We start from the raw sequence: 20,475 nt of genomic DNA on the forward strand, positions 1-20,475 counted from the left end.
TTGAAATACAGTATAATTTAAGATATATTCTTAATTGGAATAAAAGGATGGTGGGAGCTAATGTCAAATCGTTATGCAGTTATATTAGCAGCTGGTCAAGGTACGAGAATGAAGTCCTCCCTTTACAAAGTACTTCATCCTGTATGCGGAAAGCCTATGGTTCAACATGTGGTAGATCAATTAATAGATATTAATTTATCAGAAATCTATACAATTGTTGGACACGGAGCAGAAAAAGTCCAGGAGCAATTAGGCAATCAAACACAGTTTGTTCTGCAAGAAGAACAATTAGGTACTGGTCATGCAGTAATGCAAGCAAGTTCTTCATTAAGTGGAAAAAAGGGAACAACGGTCGTAATATGTGGTGATACCCCATTGCTTACTTCGAATACGTTGGAGTCTTTGATACAACAACATGAGAACGAAAATGCCAAAGTAACAGTACTAACTGCACAGCCAGAAGATCCAACAGGATATGGAAGGGTTGTTCGAAACAGTAATGACGAAGTAGAAAAAATTGTTGAGCATAAAGATGCCAATAAGGACGAGCGAAAAATTAGCGAAATTAATACGGGAACATATTGCTTTGACAATGAAGCATTATTTGAGTCGTTAAACCACGTTTCTAATGATAATGTTCAAGGTGAGTACTATTTACCGGATGTTATAGAAATACTAAAAAGCCAAGGGGAAAAAATTAGTGCTTATATAACACCGAATTTTGAGGAAACACTTGGAGTAAATGATCGTGTAGCCCTGTCAAAAGCAGAGGCTATAATGCGAAAAAGAATTAATCGCGAACATATGAAAAACGGAGTCACATTCATTGATCCAGATAACACATATATTGGACCAGATGTGAAGATTGACCAAGACGTTATCATCTATCCTGGAACGACGATAACAGGAGATGCAAAAATCGGAACAGGAGCAGAGATTGGTCCAAACAGTGAAATTAAAGATAGTGAAATTGGGCATAACACAGTCATTAAGCAAAGTGTTGTACATGATAGCCAAGTAGGAGATAAAGTACAAATTGGTCCATTTGCACATATAAGGCCTCTTTCTGAGATTAAAGATGAAGTGAAAGTGGGTAACTTTGTAGAAGTGAAAAAATCCTCCATGGGCCAAGGGAGTAAAGCATCACATTTAAGTTACATAGGCGATGCAGAGGTCGGTAAGGATGTAAACATAGGCTGTGGAGCCATAACGGTCAATTATGATGGAAAAAATAAATATAAAACCATCATAGAGGAGGGGTCATTTATTGGTTGCAATGCTAACTTAATTGCTCCTGTTAAGGTTGAAAAGGGAGCATATGTTGCAGCGGGGTCAACCATAACAAAGAATGTACCCGAAAAGGCGTTGTCGATAGCACGTTCCCGACAGACAAATAAAGAGGGATATGTTGATAAACTAAAAAAATAAAAGAAATTAACTTAATGGAGGTTTCGAAAGCTATGCCCAACCAATATGCAGATCCTTCACTAAAGGTGTTTTCTTTAAACTCTAATCCGAAGCTGGCAGAAAAAATTGCTCAAAACATTGGTACGGAGTTAGGAAAATGTTCTGTTACAACGTTTAGTGATGGTGAAATCCAAATTAATATCGAGGAAAGTATTCGAGGTTGTGACGTTTATGTTATTCAATCAACATGCCAGCCTGTAAATGATCATATCTTGGAATTACTGATTATGATTGATGCCCTAAAACGTGCATCAGCAAGAACAATTAACGTTGTTATACCTTATTATGGTTATGCTCGACAAGATCGGAAAGCTAGGTCTCGTGAGCCGATTACATCAAAGCTTGTAGCGAACTTATTACAAACTGCTGGTGCGACCAGACTTATTACATTAGACCTACATGCACCGCAAATCCAAGGTTTCTTTGATGTTCCGATTGATCATTTATTAGGTGTTCCTATCTTAGCCGATTACTTTGAAAGCAAAGGCTTAGAAGACATTGTCATCGTTTCACCAGATCACGGTGGAGTGACACGTGCAAGAAAAATGGCTGATATATTAAAAGCACCAATTGCTATTATCGATAAGCGCAGGCCAAGACCAAATGTAGCGGAAGTTATGAATATTGTAGGGAACATAGAAGGAAAAACGGCTATTTTAATAGATGACATAATCGATACTGCAGGAACCATTACATTAGCCGCTAATGCTCTTATTGAAAATGGAGCAAAGGATGTCTACGCTTGCTGTACACACCCGGTTTTATCTGGGCCAGCTATTGAGCGAATTGATCACTCGAAAATTAAAGAATTAGTTGTAACGGACTCGATTCCGTTAACAGACGATAAACGTATTGATAAAGTTACACAATTATCGGTTGGGCCTTTAATTGGTGAGGCAATTCGAAGAGTCCATGAATTGAAATCTATAAGCGTTCTATTTGATTAATGTTATAATTAGGTAATGGAGATGTTTTTTTCCTACATAAATAGGGAAAACTAATCTTTGTGAAATCAAATGGAGGGTGATAGTTTATGGTAGCAACCATTAAAGCAACAGAAAGAAAGGACTTAACACGCTCTGCAACTAGAGAATTACGACTCCAAGGCTTAATACCAGCTGTGGTATATGGTAAAGGGAAGGAACCTTCAACATTAGCTGTTAACACAATTGAATTGTTAAAGACAGTACGTGATGAAGGGAAGAATGCAGTATTTTCTCTTAAAGTAGAAGGAAAAAAGCCCCTTGATGTCATGCTTTACGACTATCAACAAGATTCCATCAAAGATGAACTTCTTCATGCTGATTTTTATCAAGTAGATATGTCTTCTGATGTAGATGTAGAAGTAGCCATCAATCTAAAAGGAGATACTACGTCTGGCGGAGGTGTACTACAACAAACACTTCACCAGTTGCATGTACGAGCAAAGCCAAACAAGATACCCGATGAAATTACGATTGATATAAGCAGTCTTGAAATTGGTGACAGCATTACAGTAGGAGACATTAAGCCAGACCAAGGGTATGAAATACTAGACGATGCAGAAACAACAATTGTTACGGTTTTACCTCCTCAAAACGAAAAGGTTGAAGAGGAAGGGGAAGAAGGAGCAGAAGCACCTGCTGAAGAATCAGGAGCGGGCAACGAGAATAACGATGAAGGATAATACGAAGACGCAACCGAATGGTTGCGTCTTCCATTTTCTTTTCGGGCCAATTTTCGGTAAAATATAAAGAAGTGTAGAAATGTCATTAAGAAAGAGGGATTGACATAAAATGAAATGTATTATTGGACTTGGTAATCCAGGGGCTAAATATGAACAGACAAGACATAATATTGGTTTTATGGTAATTGATGAACTTGCGAAACGGCACGGCTGGGAATTAAATAAAACAAAGTTTCACGCCCATTATGCTATCGAACAACTAAATGGAGAAAAAGTTATTTTAGTGAAACCGATGACTTATATGAATTTATCAGGAGAAGCAGTTCGACCACTCATGGAGTTTTACGATTTAGATGTAGTTGATATTGTTGTCATTTATGATGACCTTGATTTGCCCCCAGGCAAAATTCGTCTGCGGCAAAAAGGGGGACATGGAGGACACAATGGCATACGTAACATCATTGATCAATTAAATACGAAACAATTTAATAGGGTGCGGGTTGGAATTGGAAGGCCAGAAACACCGATGCCTGTACCGAATTATGTACTAGGGAAATTTTCCGATGAACAAATGCCGCAAGTAAAAGAAAGTATTCAACGGAGTGCAGATGCCTGTGAGCATTGGTTGCATAAATCGTTTTTAGAAGTGATGAATGATTTTAATTCGTAGTATAAGAATGAAACTGCTCGGACAAACTTGTAATAAGTATTGTTCGAGGAGGGTTTACATGGCCGTTGTCTACAGTTGCCGTTACTGTGGTAACACCGTCGGTGAAATTCAAGAACCTGTTGTAGAAGAACAACAGTTAGGATTAGATAGATTAACAAATGAAGAACGTTTAGAAATGGTTGAGTATAATGGAAATGGAGATATTGAGATTAAGACGATTTGTGAACATTGCCATGAAGCGTTAAACCGAAATCCAGAGTATCATGAGTTAGACAATTTTTTACAGTAACTGAAAAACAAAGCTTTGGTAGTTTTACCAAAGCGTTTTTGCATTGAGGTAGGAAGATTGGGGGAGTATTCGTTGCAAGGATTAAAGAATTATTTATTAGAACAGGAAGATATAGAAACAATCGTAACGGGCTATGCGTCAGGCATGCAGGAACAACTTGTGGCTGGTTTAACTGGTGCAGCTAGAAGTGTGCTCATTTCTCTATTACAGCAATCATTACATAAACCTCTATTTATTATTACTCACCAATTAACACAGGCACAGAAATTATATGAAGACCTTTTGGAATTAAGCTCAGACGCACCTGTTTACTTGTATCCCGTAAATGAACTAATGGCTTCAGAAATCGCTACTGCTAGTCCCGAAATGCGAAGTCAGCGGATAGATTCCCTTAATCGCTGGGTGAAAGAAGGGAATGGAATCTTTATCGCCCCTATCGCTGCATGTAAGCGGATATTGCCGCCTCCTAGCAGATGGAGGGAGGCACAGTTATCGTTTGAGGTAGGAACGGAAATTCCATATGAAGATTATTTACAAACATTAGTAGAGCTAGGATACAAGCGGGAAGATATGGTCATGTCTCCTGGTGATTTTAGTATGCGTGGAGGCATAATTGATATCTATCCTTTGACGGAGGAAAACCCTGTTAGGATTGAAATGTTTGATGAAGAAGTAGAATCTATACGTTATTTTGATTCAAATAATCAACGCTCATTGGATGAACTTAATAGGGTTGTTGTGGGTCCGGCAGAAGAGATGTTACTAACTGAGGAGGATGTAACAAAAGGTGTTCATCAATTAGAAAACTTGTTACAACAAACAGTCAAAAAAACTACGGATAAATCATTACGGGAATTATTTTTGGAGAATATAGAACATGATATCGACCGCTTACAAAGCGGTGAGCGTTTTACCGAAATGTACAAATACATTTCCTTATTTTATGAAGAACCTGCTAGTTTAGTAGACTATCTCCCTAAAGATGGTCTAATTGTCTTTGATGAGATGAGTCGAATTCAAGAAACAGTCCAACAGTTGGATCGAGAAGAAGGGGAATGGATTCAAAGCCTATTAGAACAACAAAAAGTTGTAAGAGATATGTCAATGTCATTTGATTGGCATCAATTACAAGATAAAATGCAACATTCGAAGTTATATTTATCTGTGTTTTTGCGTCATATACCGAATACTCAACCGGAGAATATCGTCAATTTTTCATCTCGGGTAATGCAACAGTTCCATGGGCAAATGAATTTATTAAAGAATGAATTAGATCGTTGGAAAACAGGTGGATTTTCAGTACTAATTGTAGCACCAACGAGAAAACGAATGGAAAAGATACAGGCTGTGTTAGAAGATTACGGCATGGAATCAGATATAAAGTCGGGCGATGTACAACTACCTGTAACTGTTCCTTCTATCATCAAAGGAAGTATTAGTAGTGGTTTTGAAATGCCGATGTATCGAATTGCTGTTTTGACGGAAGCTGAACTGTTTAATAAAAAGGCGAAGCGTCCAAAACGAAAACAAAAAATATCCAATGCGGAAAGAATTAAAAGTTACCAAGAATTAAAAGTTGGTGACTATGTTGTACACGCAAATCATGGTATTGGTAAGTATATTGGCATAGAGACGCTGGAAATGAATGGTGTTCATAAAGACTATATGCTTATTAATTACTCTGGCGATGACAAATTATTTGTCCCAATTGACCAAATAGACTTAGTACAAAAATATGTAGGATCTGAAGGAAAAGAGCCGAAAATCTATAAGCTAGGTGGCAGTGAGTGGAAGAAGGTAAAACGACGTGTTCAGTCATCAGTAGAGGATATCGCCGAAGATTTAATTAAACTGTATGCGGAACGTGAGGCCGCAAGAGGTCATCAATACTCCAAAGACACTGAAATGCAAAGGGAGTTTGAAGCAGCCTTTCCTTATCAAGAAACGGAGGATCAAATTCGTTGTATTGAAGAGATTAAACATGATATGGAACGCCCTCAACCAATGGATCGGTTATTATGTGGGGACGTTGGTTACGGAAAAACAGAAGTTGCTATACGTGCTGCATTCAAAGCGGTAATGGATGAGAAGCAAGTAGCGGTTCTTGTGCCAACAACAATCTTAGCTCAACAGCACTATGAAACGTTTATAGAACGTTTTAAGGAATTTGGATTAAACGTAGGTCTATTGAGCCGCTTTCGAACGAGAAAACAACAAAAAGAAACGTTGGAGAACTTGGAAAAGGGTTTAGTTGATGTTGTTATCGGAACGCATCGAGTATTATCTTCCGACGTGAAATTTAAAGACTTAGGACTATTAATCGTAGATGAAGAACAACGTTTTGGGGTAAAACATAAAGAAAAAATTAAGCAGTTAAAAACGAATGTTGATGTACTGACACTAACGGCGACTCCAATTCCGAGAACGTTACATATGTCAATGCTCGGTGTTCGGGATTTGTCCGTAATTGAAACACCACCGGAAAACAGGTTTCCAATCCAGACATATGTGTTAGAGTACAACCCCATTTTCATTCGGGAAGCAATTGAACGTGAGTTAGCTCGAGGTGGTCAAGTCTTCTTCTTATATAATCGGGTCGAGAACATTGAGCGAGTGGCAGGAGAAATTGATCAGTTAGTGGAAGGAGCAAGGGTTACCTATGCTCACGGCCAAATGAGTGAAGCACAGTTGGAAAGTGTTATGTTTGATTTTTTAGAAGGCCAATCTGACGTGCTAGTAAGCACAACGATCATCGAAACCGGTGTAGATATTCCGAATGTAAATACGTTAATTGTTTATGATGCAGATAAAATGGGACTTAGTCAGTTGTATCAACTGCGCGGGCGTGTTGGGCGTTCCAACCGAGTGGCTTATGCTTACTTTACGTACCAAAAGGATAAAGTATTAACCGAGGTTGCCGAAAAGCGATTGCAAGCAATCAAGGAATTTACCGAACTCGGCTCTGGATTTAAAATTGCTATGCGTGATTTATCTATTAGAGGTGCGGGGAATATATTAGGTGCAGAACAACATGGATTTATTGATTCCGTTGGTTTTGATATGTATTCCCAAATGTTAACCGATGCAATTGAAGCAAAAAAACAAGGGAAAGATTATGAAGAGGTTAAACCATTCCAAGTGGAAATGAATTTAGATATTGATGCATATATTCCTTCCTTTTATATAAAAGATGAAAAGCAGAAGATTGATATGTACAAACGATTCCAAGCAGTACAAAAGATGGACGAAATCTATGACATCAAAGAGGAATTGTTAGACCGTTTTGGGAATTATCCAGAAGAGGTTGAAAACTTACTGAAGGTTTCACGTATCAAAATTTATGCTAAAAGAGAAAAAATCGAATCGATTAATGAGCAAAATAAGAAGATTGAACTTCTCATGGAGGAAAGTGAAAGTAAAAGGATTGATGGAGAAAAACTGTTTCAAATTACAGAAGATTATCATCGAATCGTACGACTTGGCACGGAAAACAATCAGTTGAAGATTACGTTCCAGTTTGATCGGAGAAATCACAGCCAAAGATATGATGTACTTGAAACGTTCCTTGCTAAGTTAGAAAATACAAAAAATGCCTAAACTCCTTAAATTTATCTGTGTTGATGTATACTTTGGTCAAGTTGTCAGATACTAACTTTACTAGATGGTGGTTTCATTTAAAGGAAAAAGGACCATCGAGAAACAACAACAAAGAAAGCGAGGATTTAAGGATATGAAGGCAACAGGAATTGTTCGTCGCATCGATGATTTAGGAAGGGTTGTTGTTCCAAAAGAGATTCGCAGAACGTTGCGTATTCGTGAAGGAGATCCTCTAGAAATATTTGTAGACCGAGAAGGCGAGGTTATACTTAAAAAATATTCACCAATTAATGAACTAGGGGATTTTGCGAAAGAATATGCGGATGCCTTGTTTGATTCATTAGGTCATACAGTGCTTATTTCAGATCGTGATGAATTTATTGCTGTGGCTGGGGGACGAAAAAAGGAATTTTTAAATAAAAAAATTAGTACGCAAATTGAAAAAACAATGGATGAACGTACCGTTAAAATGGAGAAAAATGAACAAACAATTGAAGTTACAGACGGTAGGGAAGAAACGTTCTCCTCATATGTAATGGCACCGATCGTGGCAAACGGTGACCCTGTCGGTTGTGTCATTATGATTTCTAACGATAAAAATATGGATGATGCCGAGAAAAAGGCAGTAGAAACAGCAGCCGGATTTTTAGCGAGACAAATGGATTAACGGAGAACGAAAGGCTGTCACCTAATAGGGGAGGCAGCCTTTCAAACTTTATCTTTCTGCAGGGTTCCTATGCTATAATGGTCGATGATGCTGTACATAAGGAGTCCGCTATGAAACAGAAGAAGACGTTTTTATCAGGAGCCGTTATCTTGATGGTGGCCGGCATGATAAGTAAATTATTAAGTGCTAGTTACCGCGTACCCCTTCAAAATTTAACAGGTGATACCGGCTTTTATATATATCAACAAGTGTATCCGTTTTTAACACTTGCTTGGATTTTATCTATATATGGTTTTCCTGCAGCTATATCCAAAATTTTGAATGATGATCGGTATACATATTTAAATAAATTAAAATTAAATCCTTTATTTCTTATTCTGTTGTTGTTTGGTGCTTTTTCCTTCTCCGTCATATATTTCGGAGCGAGTTTTTTTGCTAGCCTAATGGGCGATTCGCAGATGGTTAAACCTATTCGTTTTTCTGCGTTCATGTACTTACTTTTACCCTTTACTGCTTTCCTTCGCGGTATGTTTCAAGCAAGAGAAGATATGCGACCATCTGCTTTCTCTCAAACGTTGGAACAACTCGTTCGCGTTATAGGGATTTTAGTTATCACACATATACTTCTCCAACATGGGAAAAGCTTGTATGACGTTGGGGCAGGTGCTGCATTATCCTCTACATTTGGGGCCATTGTGGCTTTTTTCTTTTTATGTATAGTCAGTTTGCTCATACGCAAGCGTAGTAAGAAGGCAGAGGCAGGAAACGTTAACGCGTATTCCTATGTTTCAATTGGAAAAGTATTGTTTAGTACAAGCCTTATTTTTAGTTTAAACTATTTACTTCTCATATTATTGCAAATGGTTGATGTTTTTACATTTATACCGAATCTCCAGCAATACGGGTTAAGTTTTGAGGATGCAAAAGAGGCAAAAGGTGTATTCGATAGAGGTCAACCCCTCGTTCAGCTTGGTGTCGTTTTTAGCTTGTCGTTATCCCTGTCTTTAGTTCCAGCATTGTCTAGACATGAAGCGACAAAGGAATGGATGGGAAATATAAAAACAGCTCTTAAATATACGATTATGTTAGCATCCGCTGCATCAATTGGACTAATATTAGTTTTTCCAGCGGTTAATATTCTTTTGTTTGAGACGAATAAAGGAACATTGGCACTTCAAGTGTATTCGCTAACCATCTTTTTTGCTTCCGTTGCAATGACCCTGTCTGTCATTTTACAAGAACTGGGGATTTTGTATCGACAATTCATCATTTTTTCTGGATGTATCGTTATTAAATTTCTTTTTAATTTAGCACTTATCCCATATATTGGTTTGTTGGGCGGGGCAATAGCCACTGTTATTGCTTTAATAGTGCTGTGCGTATGTTTTTATATCTACATAAAGCAGCAGTTAAAATTGCATTTCGCCCATGTCATACGTTGGGTTCCGTTTGGGCTCTCGTTATTGACTATGACCGTAGTTGTTCTTGTTATTCAAGCTTTATTACACGACCTGTTTGAACCTGAAACACGTTTAAACTATTTAGGGACAACGTTCATTACGATTGTTGTTGGTATCACTACATACAGTTTATCCCTATGGAATTATGGGGTGTTCACGAAACGGGAAATGGCCTCTTTTCCTGTTCGAGGTTTGTTTAGGAGGAAGAGAAGATGAGTAAACAGATAAACGTAATAGGACTAGGTGCTGGTGACATAGAGCAATTACCATTAGGACTCTATCGAGAGTTAGTAAAGACAAACAACCTGTATTTACGTACAGAAAAGCACCCTGTTATACAATCACTTAAGAAAGAAGACATTTCATATCAATCTTTTGATTATATTTATGAACAGAGGGATCAATTTGAAGATGTATATGAACAGATTGTTCTACAACTGTTAAAAGAACTAGAACATAAATCAGAGAGTATTGTGTATGCAGTTCCAGGTCATCCTATGCTTGCAGAGAAGACGGTACAATTGCTGCTAAAAGAAGAAAGGGAACGTAACGATCTGTCTGTTCGTGTTATTGGGGGCCAAAGCTATTTAGATGATTTATTCACTACATTGCAAATTGATCCAATAGAAGGTTTTCAATTCCTTGATGCAACTTCCTTTAACCGTGGAAACGTTCAGTATCAATCCCACGTAATCTTTTGCCAAGTATACGACCAGCATGTCGCTTCGGAGGTAAAGTTAACGTTAATGGAAGATTTGCCTGACGATTATGAAGTGTTCGTTGTTCATGCAGCCGGAAGTGAAGAAGAATGGGTAAAAAAGTTGCCTCTGTATGAACTTGATAGGGAAGTTTCACTAAACAACTTAATATCAGTGTATGTACCACCGGCAGATGTGAATGCGTTACATCACCAATTTGATGTGCTCCGTAATGTAGTAGCCCGCTTAAGGGGGCCGAATGGTTGCCCTTGGGATCGCCAACAAACTCATGAAAGCTTGCGACAATATTTAATAGAAGAGGCATATGAAGTGGTAGAAGCAATTGATGATGAAGATGACGAAGCTTTAATAGAGGAACTCGGTGATGTTTTACTACAAGTTATGCTTCATGGTCAAATTGGAGAGGATGTAGGCTACTTTTCGGTAGACGATATTATACGTTCGGTTACAGAGAAAATGATACGTCGCCATCCACATGTCTTTCAAGATCAGTCCAATGTTACAACAGATGAAGTAATGGCAAATTGGGAGAAGATAAAACAACAGGAAAAGGGTGGGGAGAAGTCCAGATCCTTTCTAGAAGGAATCCCGAGGTCGTTCCCTGCCCTGTTGTATGCTTATGAACTTCAAAAGAAAGCTGGGAAGGTAGGCTTTGATTGGGACGAGGCGGATCCTATGTTCGAAAAAATCACCGAGGAGATAGAGGAATTTAAAGATGCTGTCACGAATAAAGATACACACGATGCAGAGATTGAATTAGGAGATATTTTCTTTGCACTTGTCAATGTTGCTCGTTATTATAAAATAAACCCGGAAATAGCCCTGCAACAGACAAACAGAAAGTTTGAGAGAAGATTCAGTTATATGGAAAACGAAATTCAAAAAGAAGGACTTGAGTTTCAAAAATTGAGTCTGATAGAGCTGAATCGTTATTGGGAAAAAGCAAAAGAATTCTTGAGAAAGAGTGATGGCTAGTATGCGACTCGATAAATTTTTAAAGATTTCCCGTTTAATTAAGCGGCGCACAATGGCAAAAGAAGTAGCGGAACAAGGGCGAATACAAATTAACGGTAACCCCGCTAAGGCATCGACAAAAGTATCAGTAGGCGATGAGCTTACAATCCGTTTAGGTCAAAAATGGATTACGATAAGTATTCAAAGAATAACGGAGACGGTCAAAAAAGAAGAGGCATCTACTTTATATAAAGTATTAAAGGAAGAACAAGTGAAACAAGAATCATAGACAACTTTTTTCAAATATATGTTCTAGTCTTGTCCCTTTTTTCATAAATTTGTAATGATAAAGGAGGGGCGGACTATGAACTATGAGTCAAATTTAAATTCGTCACAACGGGAACAAGAACATCGTATAAAGATGGTTAATCGAAGAAGCTTAGAAATCTCCGGTGTAAAAGAAGTTGATAGTTTTGACAATGAAGAGTTTTTAATGCAAACATCGATGGGGTACTTGGTCATACGAGGAGAAAACTTGCATATGAAAAATTTAGATGTAGAGCAAGGAATAGTATCCATTAAGGGGCGAATATACGAAATCTCCTATATAGATGATCATCAAGGAGAGAAAGCTAAAGGATTCTTTAGCAAGCTCTTTAAATGAGTTTAACCGTACAATTTGTCACCATCGTTACGATGATTGGTAGCGGTTTTTACTTAGGAATGGCTGTTGAGACATTTTATCGCTTCTACAACCGGAAAAGATATCAGCAAATTTTTCGATATATAAACGAAGGACTGTTTTGGGTCCTTCAAGGATTAATACTTTTCTACATTTTATATTTAGTGAATTACGGAGAAATACGATTTTATATATTGCTGGCGGTAATATGTGGATATGCAGCTTATCAATCTATGTTTCGAACAACATTTTTAAAAATACTAGAAATCAGTATTCGTTGGGCCGCTACAATTTATCGTTTTTGTAAACAATTGTGTAATACCTTTATTTTTGCCCCGTTACGTTGGATGCTAATGGTTTTGAAATCTATCCTCCTTCTTTTGTGGGGAGTGGTCATATGGTTAATTATCCTTCCATGGCGTTTAATAAAAAGACCAATTCAAGTTTTAGGGAAACTACTTTGGGGTATGGTCCCAAAGATAATAAAAAAATATATTCTTTCCTTATGGCAATATTGTAGTAAAATGATATATATGGTTCAAAAATGGTACAAGTCAATGTTGCAAAAAAGGAGGTAATCGGAGGATGGAATCTCAGCAAAAACGGGTAACCAAAATTAACTCAAGCTACGTAAAAGAACATCATGCATATAAGGAGCGGCAGTTAAAAAAGAAAAAAAGATTGTTTCGCCGGTTAACCTTTTTTGCGATTATCCTCATTGCTGTTTTTTGGTCATTAACTTCATACCATATGAAACAAAGAGCATTATATGAAGAAAAAAAGGAAATTTATGAAAATCTGCAAGCAGAAATGGATAAACTTCAATCAGAAGAGAAAAAATTAACTGAGGAAATCGAACTGTTGAAGGATACCGACTACGTTTTACAGATTGCCCGAAAAGATTATTTTCTTTCAAAAGAAGGAGAAATTATCTTCAAAGTACCAGATGAAGAGACGTCTTATTGACACTTTTTTGAAGCCTTATATATAATATATAAGTATATAATCTTTTTTAATAATTTTAAGGAGGAGCATTTTTTTTATGTCAGTTGAAGTAGGCAGCAAGTTGCAAGGCAAGGTAACCGGCATCACGAATTTTGGGGCTTTTGTAGAATTACCCGAGGGATCTACAGGATTAGTCCACATTAGTGAAGTAGCAGATAAATATGTAAAAGACATTAATGAACACTTAACAGTCGGTGACCAAGTCGAAGTCAAGGTTATTAATGTAGAGAAAGATGGAAAAATTGGACTTTCCATTAAAAAAGCAAAAGAAAACGTTCAGAAAAAAAACCAACGCCCAAAAAAGCGTGGGGAATCTTTCGAACAAAAAATGAATCGCTTCCTAAAGGAAAGCGAGGACCGTTTAGCGTCCTTAAGGAAACAAACAGAGTCCAAGCGTGGAGGTCGAGGCGCACGGAAGGGATAACTTGCTGTCTATTCGCAGGATGACCATTCGTAAAAAATTCAAATATATAGAAAAAAAGAAGGTATCCGTTGAGGATGCCTTCTTTTTATAACTACAAAAAATGCGATAATAATAAAAAAGCCCACACCATAAGGTGCGGACAGGACAAGGTTAAGTTAAGTGACCCGTACGGGATTCGAACCCGTGTTACCGCCGTGAAAGGGCGGTGTCTTAACCACTTGACCAACGGGCCAACATAAAATGGTAGCGGCGGAGGGGATCGAACCCCCGACCTCACGGGTATGAACCGTACGCTCTCGCCAGCTGAGCTACACCGCCACGTTGTATTTGTTGAAAGTCACAAGAAATATAATATAACAGGATGTCATAAGTGTCAACATTTTTTGCGAAAGAATTTTATTTTTTATTACAAATGATGTAAGCAAAGAACGGGAGAATGTTTTCAATTTTGACATCCTCCCGTTCTTTTATCGAATCATATCATTGTGAATTGTAAAAATAACTGTTCATAGTTAGAAATCCGTCGAACACTTTTTATCGTTCGTCCACTTGTTTTGACAAATTACATACTCTATCTATGCTTCAATAAAACATAGAAGGAGTGAGAGGCAATGATGGAGTCATATCCAAAGAGTCATTCGAAAACTTTACCCTATTCTTTTTTAGCTTCGAAAAGAGTGATAAAAGATCGAACGAGAAAGTTATTGATGGATAAAGGGTGGATGGTGTTTATTGCGGGTTTTCTTCTTGGACGAGCAATCATCTTAACATCCGTTTCTCCATTTGCTATAGCTTTCTTTGCATCTATTTGGGTACTCAGAAGAAAGTTATTTCACAAAGCAGGATTGGCTGTACTTGCCGGAGCCATGACCGTTTCATGGTCACATACAACCTTTCAATTGAGTGCAATTTTAATTTTTTGTATTCTTTCGGCTTTATTTAGTCATATTAAAAGGCAACAAAAAATGATCCCTATATATGTTTTTATCGCTTGCTTAACGCCCCGTTTAACCGGCTATATGTACTTAGGGACGATAGAGCCTTACCAATGGATTTTTACAATCGTTGAATCAGGACTAAGCGTTGTCCTCGTTTTAATTTTTATGCAAAGTGTTCCGTTAATATCACCTAATAAAGTGAGAAAAGAGTTAAAAAATGAAGAAATCGTTTGTATGATTATCTTGTTGGCATCGATTTTAACTGGGACCATTGGTTGGGTCTTCCTAGATGCTTCAATGGAGCAAGTGTTATCACGGTACTTTGTATTATGGTTGGCATTCGTTGCAGGTGCCGCTATAGGTTCAACAGTTGGTGTTGTTACAGGACTAGTGTTAAGTTTGGCAGATGTTGCAAGCTTACATCAAATGAGTTTATTAGCTTTTGCGGGTTTGTTAGGCGGCTTGCTAAAAGATGGAAAGAAAATTGGAGTAGGACTAGGACTTATGGTAGCCACAGTTTTAATTGGTATATATGGAGAAGGCGGGTCCTTATTTCGGGAGACGTTAATTGAATCGACATTAGCAGTTGCGCTTTTCCTCATTACACCAGAAAAGTGGATAAGGAAAATTGCCAGATATATTCCGGGAACAAGTGAACATTCCATGGAACAAGAACAATATTTACAAAAAGTTCGAGATGTAACAGCAAATCGAGTAGAGCAGTTTTCCGATATGTTCCAGGCATTATCGAAAAGCTTTACAAAGGTAGATGCTTTACATATAGAGAAAGAAGACAATCGGGAAACAGATTATTTTTTAAGCAATGTTACTGAAAAAACTTGTCAGTCCTGCTTCATGAAAGAAAGATGTTGGGTGAAACAATTTGATCAAACGTATGATTACATGAAAAATGTTATGGAAGAAATGGAAACAGGGGAAGTGAATCATCGGAAAAAAGTGATTCGGGACTTTGAGAAATATTGTGTAAAATCGAAAAAAATGTTCGACACGATGAATTATGAGTTGTCATACTACAAAGCGAACCAACGATTAAAAATGCAAGTGAAAGAAAGCAGACGATTTGTAGCTGAACAATTAAAAGGTGTTTCTGAAGTGATGGAAGATTTCGCGAAAGAAATTGTGAAGGAACGGGAGATTCATGAACAACAAGAAATGGATATCATACAAGCCTTGCAGGAATTAGGGTTTGAGATTGAGCAACTAGACATCTATAGCTTAGAAGCTGGAAATGTAGACATTGAAATGAATCTATCATTGTATGATTACCATGGGGAAGCACAAAAGATCATTGCTCCTGTTCTGTCGGATATCTTGGATGAGACAATTGTTGTCAAAAATGAAGAGGTATCACCATTTCCGAATGGGTATGGATATTTCTCTTTTGCTTCTGCGCATCAATACATTGTAAAAACAGGCGTAGCACACGCTGCAAAAGGTGGCGGATTTATATCGGGAGATAGTTATTTAGTAAAAGAGTTAGGTAGTGGAAAGTATGCTTTAGCTATAAGTGATGGTATGGGTAACGGGGAAAGAGCGTATATGGAGAGTACCGAAACGCTAAATTTATTACAACAAATTTTACAGTCGGGAATTGACGAAAAGGTAGCGATAAAATCCATTAATTCGATATTATCGCTACGCACAACGGATGAAGTATTTTCCACGTTAGATTTAGCAGTGGTTGATACACAAAACGGAGGAGTAAAATTTTTGAAAATCGGGTCTACGCCAAGTTTTATTAAACGCGGGGAACAAATCAATAAAGTAGAAGCAAGTAATCTACCAATAGGTATAATACAAGAATTTGATGTAGACGTCGTTAGTGATACATTAAAGGCGAATGACTTACTCATTATGATGAGTGATGGTATATTTGAAGGTCCGAAGCATATTGAAAATGTAGATGTTTGGATGAAACGTAAAATAAAGGAAATTGAAACTGAAGATCCGCAGGATATCGCTGATTTAATTTTAGAAGAGGTGATTCGGACAAAATCAGGTGATATCGATGACGATATGACGGTTTTAGTAGCTAAAATAGAAAATCATAACCCTCCATGGGCGTCCTTTGCTGTTCATAAGGCCCAATAGATTTCATATCGATTCTATGAAAAAGGTATAAGAGCCAGGCAAATCGGCAACAATGGTGATAGGTTCATAAGGAGGGGTATTAATGAAAAAAGGTACGCTTAAACAAATTCTCTTAATTACGGACGGATGTTCCAACCAAGGAGAAGATCCAGTAGCCGTAAGTGAATTAATCTATCAACAAGGTATTACAGTAAATGTAATTGGCATATTAGATGATGACCATTCTGAGGATCCAGAAGGACTAAAAGAAGTAGAAGAAATTGCTTCAGCGGGTGGTGGAGTGAGTCGAATTGTTTATGCTGAAACGTTGCCGCAAACTGTACAAATGGTAACCAAGCAAGCCATGACGCAAACGCTTCAAGGTGTTGTAAATCAAGAGCTGAAACAAATATTAGGTGATAAACAAACAATGGAAGACCTACCTCCAGAGAAACGTGGGGAAGTGATGGAAGTCGTCGAGGATTTAGGAGAGACAAGCGATTTAGAAGTACTCGTATTAGTAGATACAAGTGCAAGTATGAGTGATAAGTTACCGACGGTTAGAGAGTCATTAGAAGACTTGTCACTAAGTATGGGCGCCCGAACTGGAAAAAATCGTTTTTCCATTTACACCTTTCCAGGAAAAAAACAAGATGTAACCGAAGTTATGTCTTGGACACCTGATATGAAAAAGATTGCATCCATTTTTCCAAAGCTAACAAGTGGAGGTATTACACCAACTGGCCCAGCACTTAAAGCAGTTATGAACCGTTTTAAGGTAGTACCACGATTGAAAGAATGGAGTCCGCAAGATGAAGAATTCATTGAAGAGTCAGGGTCTTAAAGTTCGCCCTGGTACAACCGTAAGTGGGAAGTGGCATCATAATCATTACGAGGTTGTAAAAACATTAGGTTATGGGGCTATTGGAACAGTATTTCTAGCAAAAAAGGAAAATCAGCTAGTAGCGATTAAGATGAGTGAACAACAAGCCTCCATAACGACAGAGGTTAATGTGTTAAAGGCTTTACAGAAGGTCCAGGGAAAACGCCTTGGGCCTTCTTTGTTAGATGTAGATGATTGGCAGTTGAGAAATGGAAAGCAAATTTCGTTTTACGTTATGGAGTATTTAGACGGTACAGGTTTAAATACGTTTCTGAAAAAGCGGGGTTATGAGTGGATTGGAATATTATTATTACAAATATTGGATGACCTCGATCGTTTACATCGTGAAGGTTGGATTTTTGGAGACTTAAAAAGGGAAAATTTAATTGTCACCCAATCTCCTCCTCGATTAAGGTGGATAGATGTAGGTGGCACGACGAAAATCGGAAGAGCTGTTAAAGAATATACAGAATTTTATGATCGAGGATACTGGGGGCTTGGGAGTCGCAAGGCCGACCCTAGTTATGATTTATTTGCATTAGCTATGGTTGTGATTCAAATTTTTTATCCTAATTACTTCTTAAAAGGGAAAGACCCATTAAGAACCTTGCGTTATTATATCAATCGAGCACCGGGACTGAGATTATATTCTTCTTGTTTGGAAAAAGCACTACTAGGGAAATATACATCTGGAAAAGAAATGAAAGACGATATTTCACGTTTATTACTCTCTAGAAAGAAAAGAAAAGAGCAAAAAATACCCGTAAACAATTCAGTTGGAACAAATGTGACAAACGGAAACAGAAGTGATCTTAAGTTAAGATTTATGGAAACTACCGGAATCGGGATTATTATGTTTATTTTCTACATGATATTTGTTCTGTTACAGTAAAATAATATCGTTATTATCATTTTGAGTACCCCTTTAAATCATGGTAGGATATAGGTTAAAGGTGATAGAGAAATCGGGGTGTCCCTAATGCTGAAAGATAAAGTTCTACGATTCGCTCAAAAGCATACATTAATCGAAAAAGGGGATACAATTTTTGTAGCTGTGTCAGGTGGACCTGACTCAATGGCATTGTTACATTGGTTAACAACGATTAAACAACAGTACTCATTACATATTATTGTGTTATCCATTGATCATCAATTACGTGGTCAAAGTTCGAAAGATGATTTGCAGTATGTAGAAGCGATGTGTAATCAATGGGATATTCCTTTTAAAGGAACGAGTTTAGACGTTGCTTCTTATAAGGAACAAATGAAGAAGGGTACACAGTTAGCAGCTAGGGAATTACGTTATGCGTTTTTTCAACAAATGATGGAGAAAAGCGAATTACCAAAGCTTGCTATGGGTCACCATGGTGATGATTTAGTGGAGACAATGTTTATGCAATTAGGCAGAGGGATGAGTCCTAAGGGAATTCCAGTGAAAAGAACGTTTGCTAACGGTTGGATCATCCGCCCACTGTTATGCCTGGAAAAAGATGAAATTGAACATTATTGTGTCGAAAACGACATTGTTCCAAGGCGAGATGAATCAAATGAAGAAACAACATACACGAGAAATGCAATAAGGAAAACCGTACTTCCGTTTTTGAAGGACCTAAACCCTTCCATAAGTGAAAATTTATTACAGGTCAGTCTATCAAAACAAGAAGATGAACGTTTTCTGTTAGAGGAAGCAAAGAAGGTTATGACGGATGTTGTTGAATTTTCGTCTAATCCGAAAGAGGCTAAGGTGAAAATTAATCATTTTACCACTTATCCACGACCTTTACAAAGGAGGGTGTTTCATCTAATATTAAACTATCTTTACAATAACATGGTAAAAAACGTAACTTCTCTTCATATTGATGACATTTTTTCTTTGCTTGAAATGGATAAGCCGAATAGTACACTTCATTTCCCGAATGGTTTAAGTGTTAACAAGGCATATAACGAATTGGTATTTCGTTTTTCCCACTCCCATTTCAAACCATATCATATTGAACTTAATCCTCATAAGCCAGTACAACTTCCAAATGGATCAAGACTTACTTTGGAATATATTGAGGAAGAAACGTTTCCTAATGAATTAGGGGATGACCAATTTGTATGTGGTGCACAATCATTAACTTTCCCATTAATTGTGCGAACGAGAAAAAAAGGAGATAAAATGAAGGTAAGGGGACTTAATGGTCATAAAAAAGTAAAAGATATATTTATTGATCAAAAAGTACCAAAACACTTAAGGGATGAGTGGCCAATTGTATGTGATCAGGAGGATCAAGTGCTTTGGGTTGCCGGCTTAAAAAAAGGTGAACCTATAGAGAACAACGCGTCTAGAAAGTGGGTTCGAATTACATTAAGCCAAAATGATCATACATAGGAGGATGCAACAATGCAGAACGACATTAAGGAAGTTTTAATATCTGAGGAACAAATACTTGCAAAGACTGAGGAAATTGCTACACGATTAACGGAAGAATACGATGGTAAATTTCCTCTGGCTATCGGCGTGTTAAAAGGGGCTATGCCTTTTATGGCCGACTTAGTAAAACGCATGGATACGTTTATTGAGATGGATTTCATGGATGTTTCCAGTTATGGAGGCGGAATGAAATCATCTGGTGAAGTAAAAATTGTGAAAGATTTAGATACGAAAGTAGAAGGAAGAGACCTGTTAATTATTGAAGATATAATTGATAGCGGACTAACTTTAAGCTATTTAGTTGACCTTTTTAAGTACCGCAAAGCAAACTCAATTAAAATTGTAACCCTGTTGGACAAACCAGCAGGAAGACAAGCAGGTGTAGAAGCTGACGTAGTTGGTTTTGAAGTTCCAGATGAATTTGTAGTTGGTTACGGTTTAGATTACCAGGAAAGGTACCGTAATCTTCCGTATATCGGCATCTTAAAACCTGAGGTGTATTCCGGCCAAGAATAAGGTTTTAAACACGTTTTTTTTGGATTTATTC

Annotated in this window: 19 protein-coding genes and 2 tRNA genes; 19 read left to right on the top strand and 2 right to left on the bottom strand. The window is 37.5% G+C overall.

The annotated features are described in order from the left end of the window. Window positions 1-60: 60 nt before the first annotated feature. The 14 genes from glmU (at window position 61) to NLW78_RS15335 (ending at window position 13,600) form a co-directional block, all read left to right on the top strand. On the top strand, window positions 61-1,428 hold the full coding sequence (gene glmU / locus NLW78_RS15270; protein ID WP_254498005.1) for a bifunctional UDP-N-acetylglucosamine diphosphorylase/glucosamine-1-phosphate N-acetyltransferase GlmU: 1,368 nt from the start codon (window positions 61-63) through the stop codon (window positions 1,426-1,428). A 32-nt stretch (window positions 1,429-1,460) separates the two neighbouring features. Further along, the gene (locus NLW78_RS15275) at window positions 1,461-2,414 is read left to right on the top strand and encodes a ribose-phosphate diphosphokinase (RefSeq protein WP_254498006.1); all 954 of its coding nucleotides are present in this window, start codon (window positions 1,461-1,463) and stop codon (window positions 2,412-2,414) included. Between the two features lie 86 nt (window positions 2,415-2,500). Next, window positions 2,501-3,133, top strand: coding sequence for a 50S ribosomal protein L25/general stress protein Ctc (locus NLW78_RS15280; protein ID WP_254498007.1), 633 nt, complete (start codon window positions 2,501-2,503; stop codon window positions 3,131-3,133). 109 nt (window positions 3,134-3,242) lie between these two features. Beyond that, window positions 3,243-3,803 carry an aminoacyl-tRNA hydrolase gene (pth, locus tag NLW78_RS15285; RefSeq protein WP_254498008.1) on the top strand — a complete coding sequence of 187 codons (561 nt, stop codon included), beginning with the start codon at window positions 3,243-3,245 and terminating at the stop codon, window positions 3,801-3,803. Between the two features lie 58 nt (window positions 3,804-3,861). Next, window positions 3,862-4,092: an anti-sigma-F factor Fin gene (gene fin, locus NLW78_RS15290; RefSeq protein ID WP_254498009.1), complete on the top strand. Its 231-nt coding sequence runs from the start codon at window positions 3,862-3,864 to the stop codon at window positions 4,090-4,092. A gap of 72 nt (window positions 4,093-4,164) precedes the next feature. Continuing rightward, window positions 4,165-7,689, top strand: a complete 3,525-nt coding sequence (gene mfd, locus NLW78_RS15295) for a transcription-repair coupling factor (RefSeq protein ID WP_254498010.1) — start codon at window positions 4,165-4,167, stop codon at window positions 7,687-7,689. Between the two features lie 133 nt (window positions 7,690-7,822). After that, window positions 7,823-8,356 carry a stage V sporulation protein T gene (gene spoVT / locus NLW78_RS15300; protein WP_254498011.1) on the top strand — a complete coding sequence of 178 codons (534 nt, stop codon included), beginning with the start codon at window positions 7,823-7,825 and terminating at the stop codon, window positions 8,354-8,356. A 110-nt stretch (window positions 8,357-8,466) separates the two neighbouring features. Then, a complete protein-coding gene (locus tag NLW78_RS15305; RefSeq protein WP_254498012.1) occupies window positions 8,467-10,032 on the top strand; it encodes a putative polysaccharide biosynthesis protein in 1,566 nt (521 codons plus the stop codon). After that, window positions 10,029-11,510 (top strand): bifunctional methyltransferase/pyrophosphohydrolase YabN, encoded by a 1,482-nt coding sequence (gene yabN, locus NLW78_RS15310; RefSeq protein WP_254498013.1) that lies wholly within the window; start codon window positions 10,029-10,031, stop codon window positions 11,508-11,510. The genes NLW78_RS15305 and yabN overlap by 4 nt, the downstream gene beginning before the upstream one ends. 1 nt (window position 11,511) lies before the next feature. Then, window positions 11,512-11,778: an RNA-binding S4 domain-containing protein gene (locus tag NLW78_RS15315; RefSeq protein WP_254498035.1), complete on the top strand. Its 267-nt coding sequence runs from the start codon at window positions 11,512-11,514 to the stop codon at window positions 11,776-11,778. 75 nt (window positions 11,779-11,853) lie between these two features. Then, window positions 11,854-12,153, top strand: a complete 300-nt coding sequence (gene yabP, locus NLW78_RS15320) for a sporulation protein YabP (protein WP_254498014.1) — start codon at window positions 11,854-11,856, stop codon at window positions 12,151-12,153. After that, on the top strand, window positions 12,150-12,749 hold the full coding sequence (yabQ, locus tag NLW78_RS15325; protein WP_254498015.1) for a spore cortex biosynthesis protein YabQ: 600 nt from the start codon (window positions 12,150-12,152) through the stop codon (window positions 12,747-12,749). The genes yabP and yabQ overlap by 4 nt, the downstream gene beginning before the upstream one ends. 7 nt (window positions 12,750-12,756) lie before the next feature. After that, window positions 12,757-13,137 carry an FtsB family cell division protein gene (locus NLW78_RS15330; RefSeq protein WP_254498016.1) on the top strand — a complete coding sequence of 127 codons (381 nt, stop codon included), beginning with the start codon at window positions 12,757-12,759 and terminating at the stop codon, window positions 13,135-13,137. A gap of 76 nt (window positions 13,138-13,213) precedes the next feature. After that, complete coding sequence (locus NLW78_RS15335) at window positions 13,214-13,600, top strand: S1 domain-containing RNA-binding protein (RefSeq protein ID WP_254498018.1); 387 nt, start codon at window positions 13,214-13,216, stop codon at window positions 13,598-13,600. A gap of 160 nt (window positions 13,601-13,760) precedes the next feature. Here NLW78_RS15335 and NLW78_RS15340 read toward each other — a convergent pair. Beyond that, window positions 13,761-13,832 (bottom strand) — tRNA-Glu (locus tag NLW78_RS15340). A gap of 9 nt (window positions 13,833-13,841) precedes the next feature. Then, window positions 13,842-13,918: transfer RNA gene (locus NLW78_RS15345), tRNA-Met, on the bottom strand. A 293-nt stretch (window positions 13,919-14,211) separates the two neighbouring features. On the opposite strand from NLW78_RS15345, the gene spoIIE reads away from it, so the two are divergent. The 5 genes from spoIIE (at window position 14,212) to hpt (ending at window position 20,444) form a co-directional block, all read left to right on the top strand. Beyond that, on the top strand, window positions 14,212-16,650 hold the full coding sequence (gene spoIIE, locus NLW78_RS15350; RefSeq protein ID WP_254498019.1) for a stage II sporulation protein E: 2,439 nt from the start codon (window positions 14,212-14,214) through the stop codon (window positions 16,648-16,650). A gap of 82 nt (window positions 16,651-16,732) precedes the next feature. Further along, window positions 16,733-17,473 carry a vWA domain-containing protein gene (locus NLW78_RS15355; RefSeq protein WP_254498020.1) on the top strand — a complete coding sequence of 247 codons (741 nt, stop codon included), beginning with the start codon at window positions 16,733-16,735 and terminating at the stop codon, window positions 17,471-17,473. Next, entirely contained in the window at window positions 17,442-18,404 is a 963-nt protein-coding gene (prkT, locus tag NLW78_RS15360; RefSeq protein ID WP_254498022.1) for a serine/threonine protein kinase PrkT, read from the top strand. The genes NLW78_RS15355 and prkT overlap by 32 nt, the downstream gene beginning before the upstream one ends. An 87-nt stretch (window positions 18,405-18,491) precedes the next feature. Next, a complete protein-coding gene (gene tilS / locus NLW78_RS15365; protein ID WP_254498023.1) occupies window positions 18,492-19,886 on the top strand; it encodes a tRNA lysidine(34) synthetase TilS in 1,395 nt (464 codons plus the stop codon). Window positions 19,887-19,898: 12 nt separating this feature from the next. Continuing rightward, window positions 19,899-20,444: a hypoxanthine phosphoribosyltransferase gene (gene hpt, locus NLW78_RS15370; RefSeq protein ID WP_254498024.1), complete on the top strand. Its 546-nt coding sequence runs from the start codon at window positions 19,899-19,901 to the stop codon at window positions 20,442-20,444. Window positions 20,445-20,475 lie beyond the last annotated feature (31 nt).

Origin of the sequence: Salirhabdus salicampi, from assembly GCF_024259515.1 — a bacterium.
Taxonomy (GTDB): domain Bacteria; phylum Bacillota; class Bacilli; order Bacillales; family Alkalibacillaceae; genus Salirhabdus_A; species Salirhabdus_A salicampi.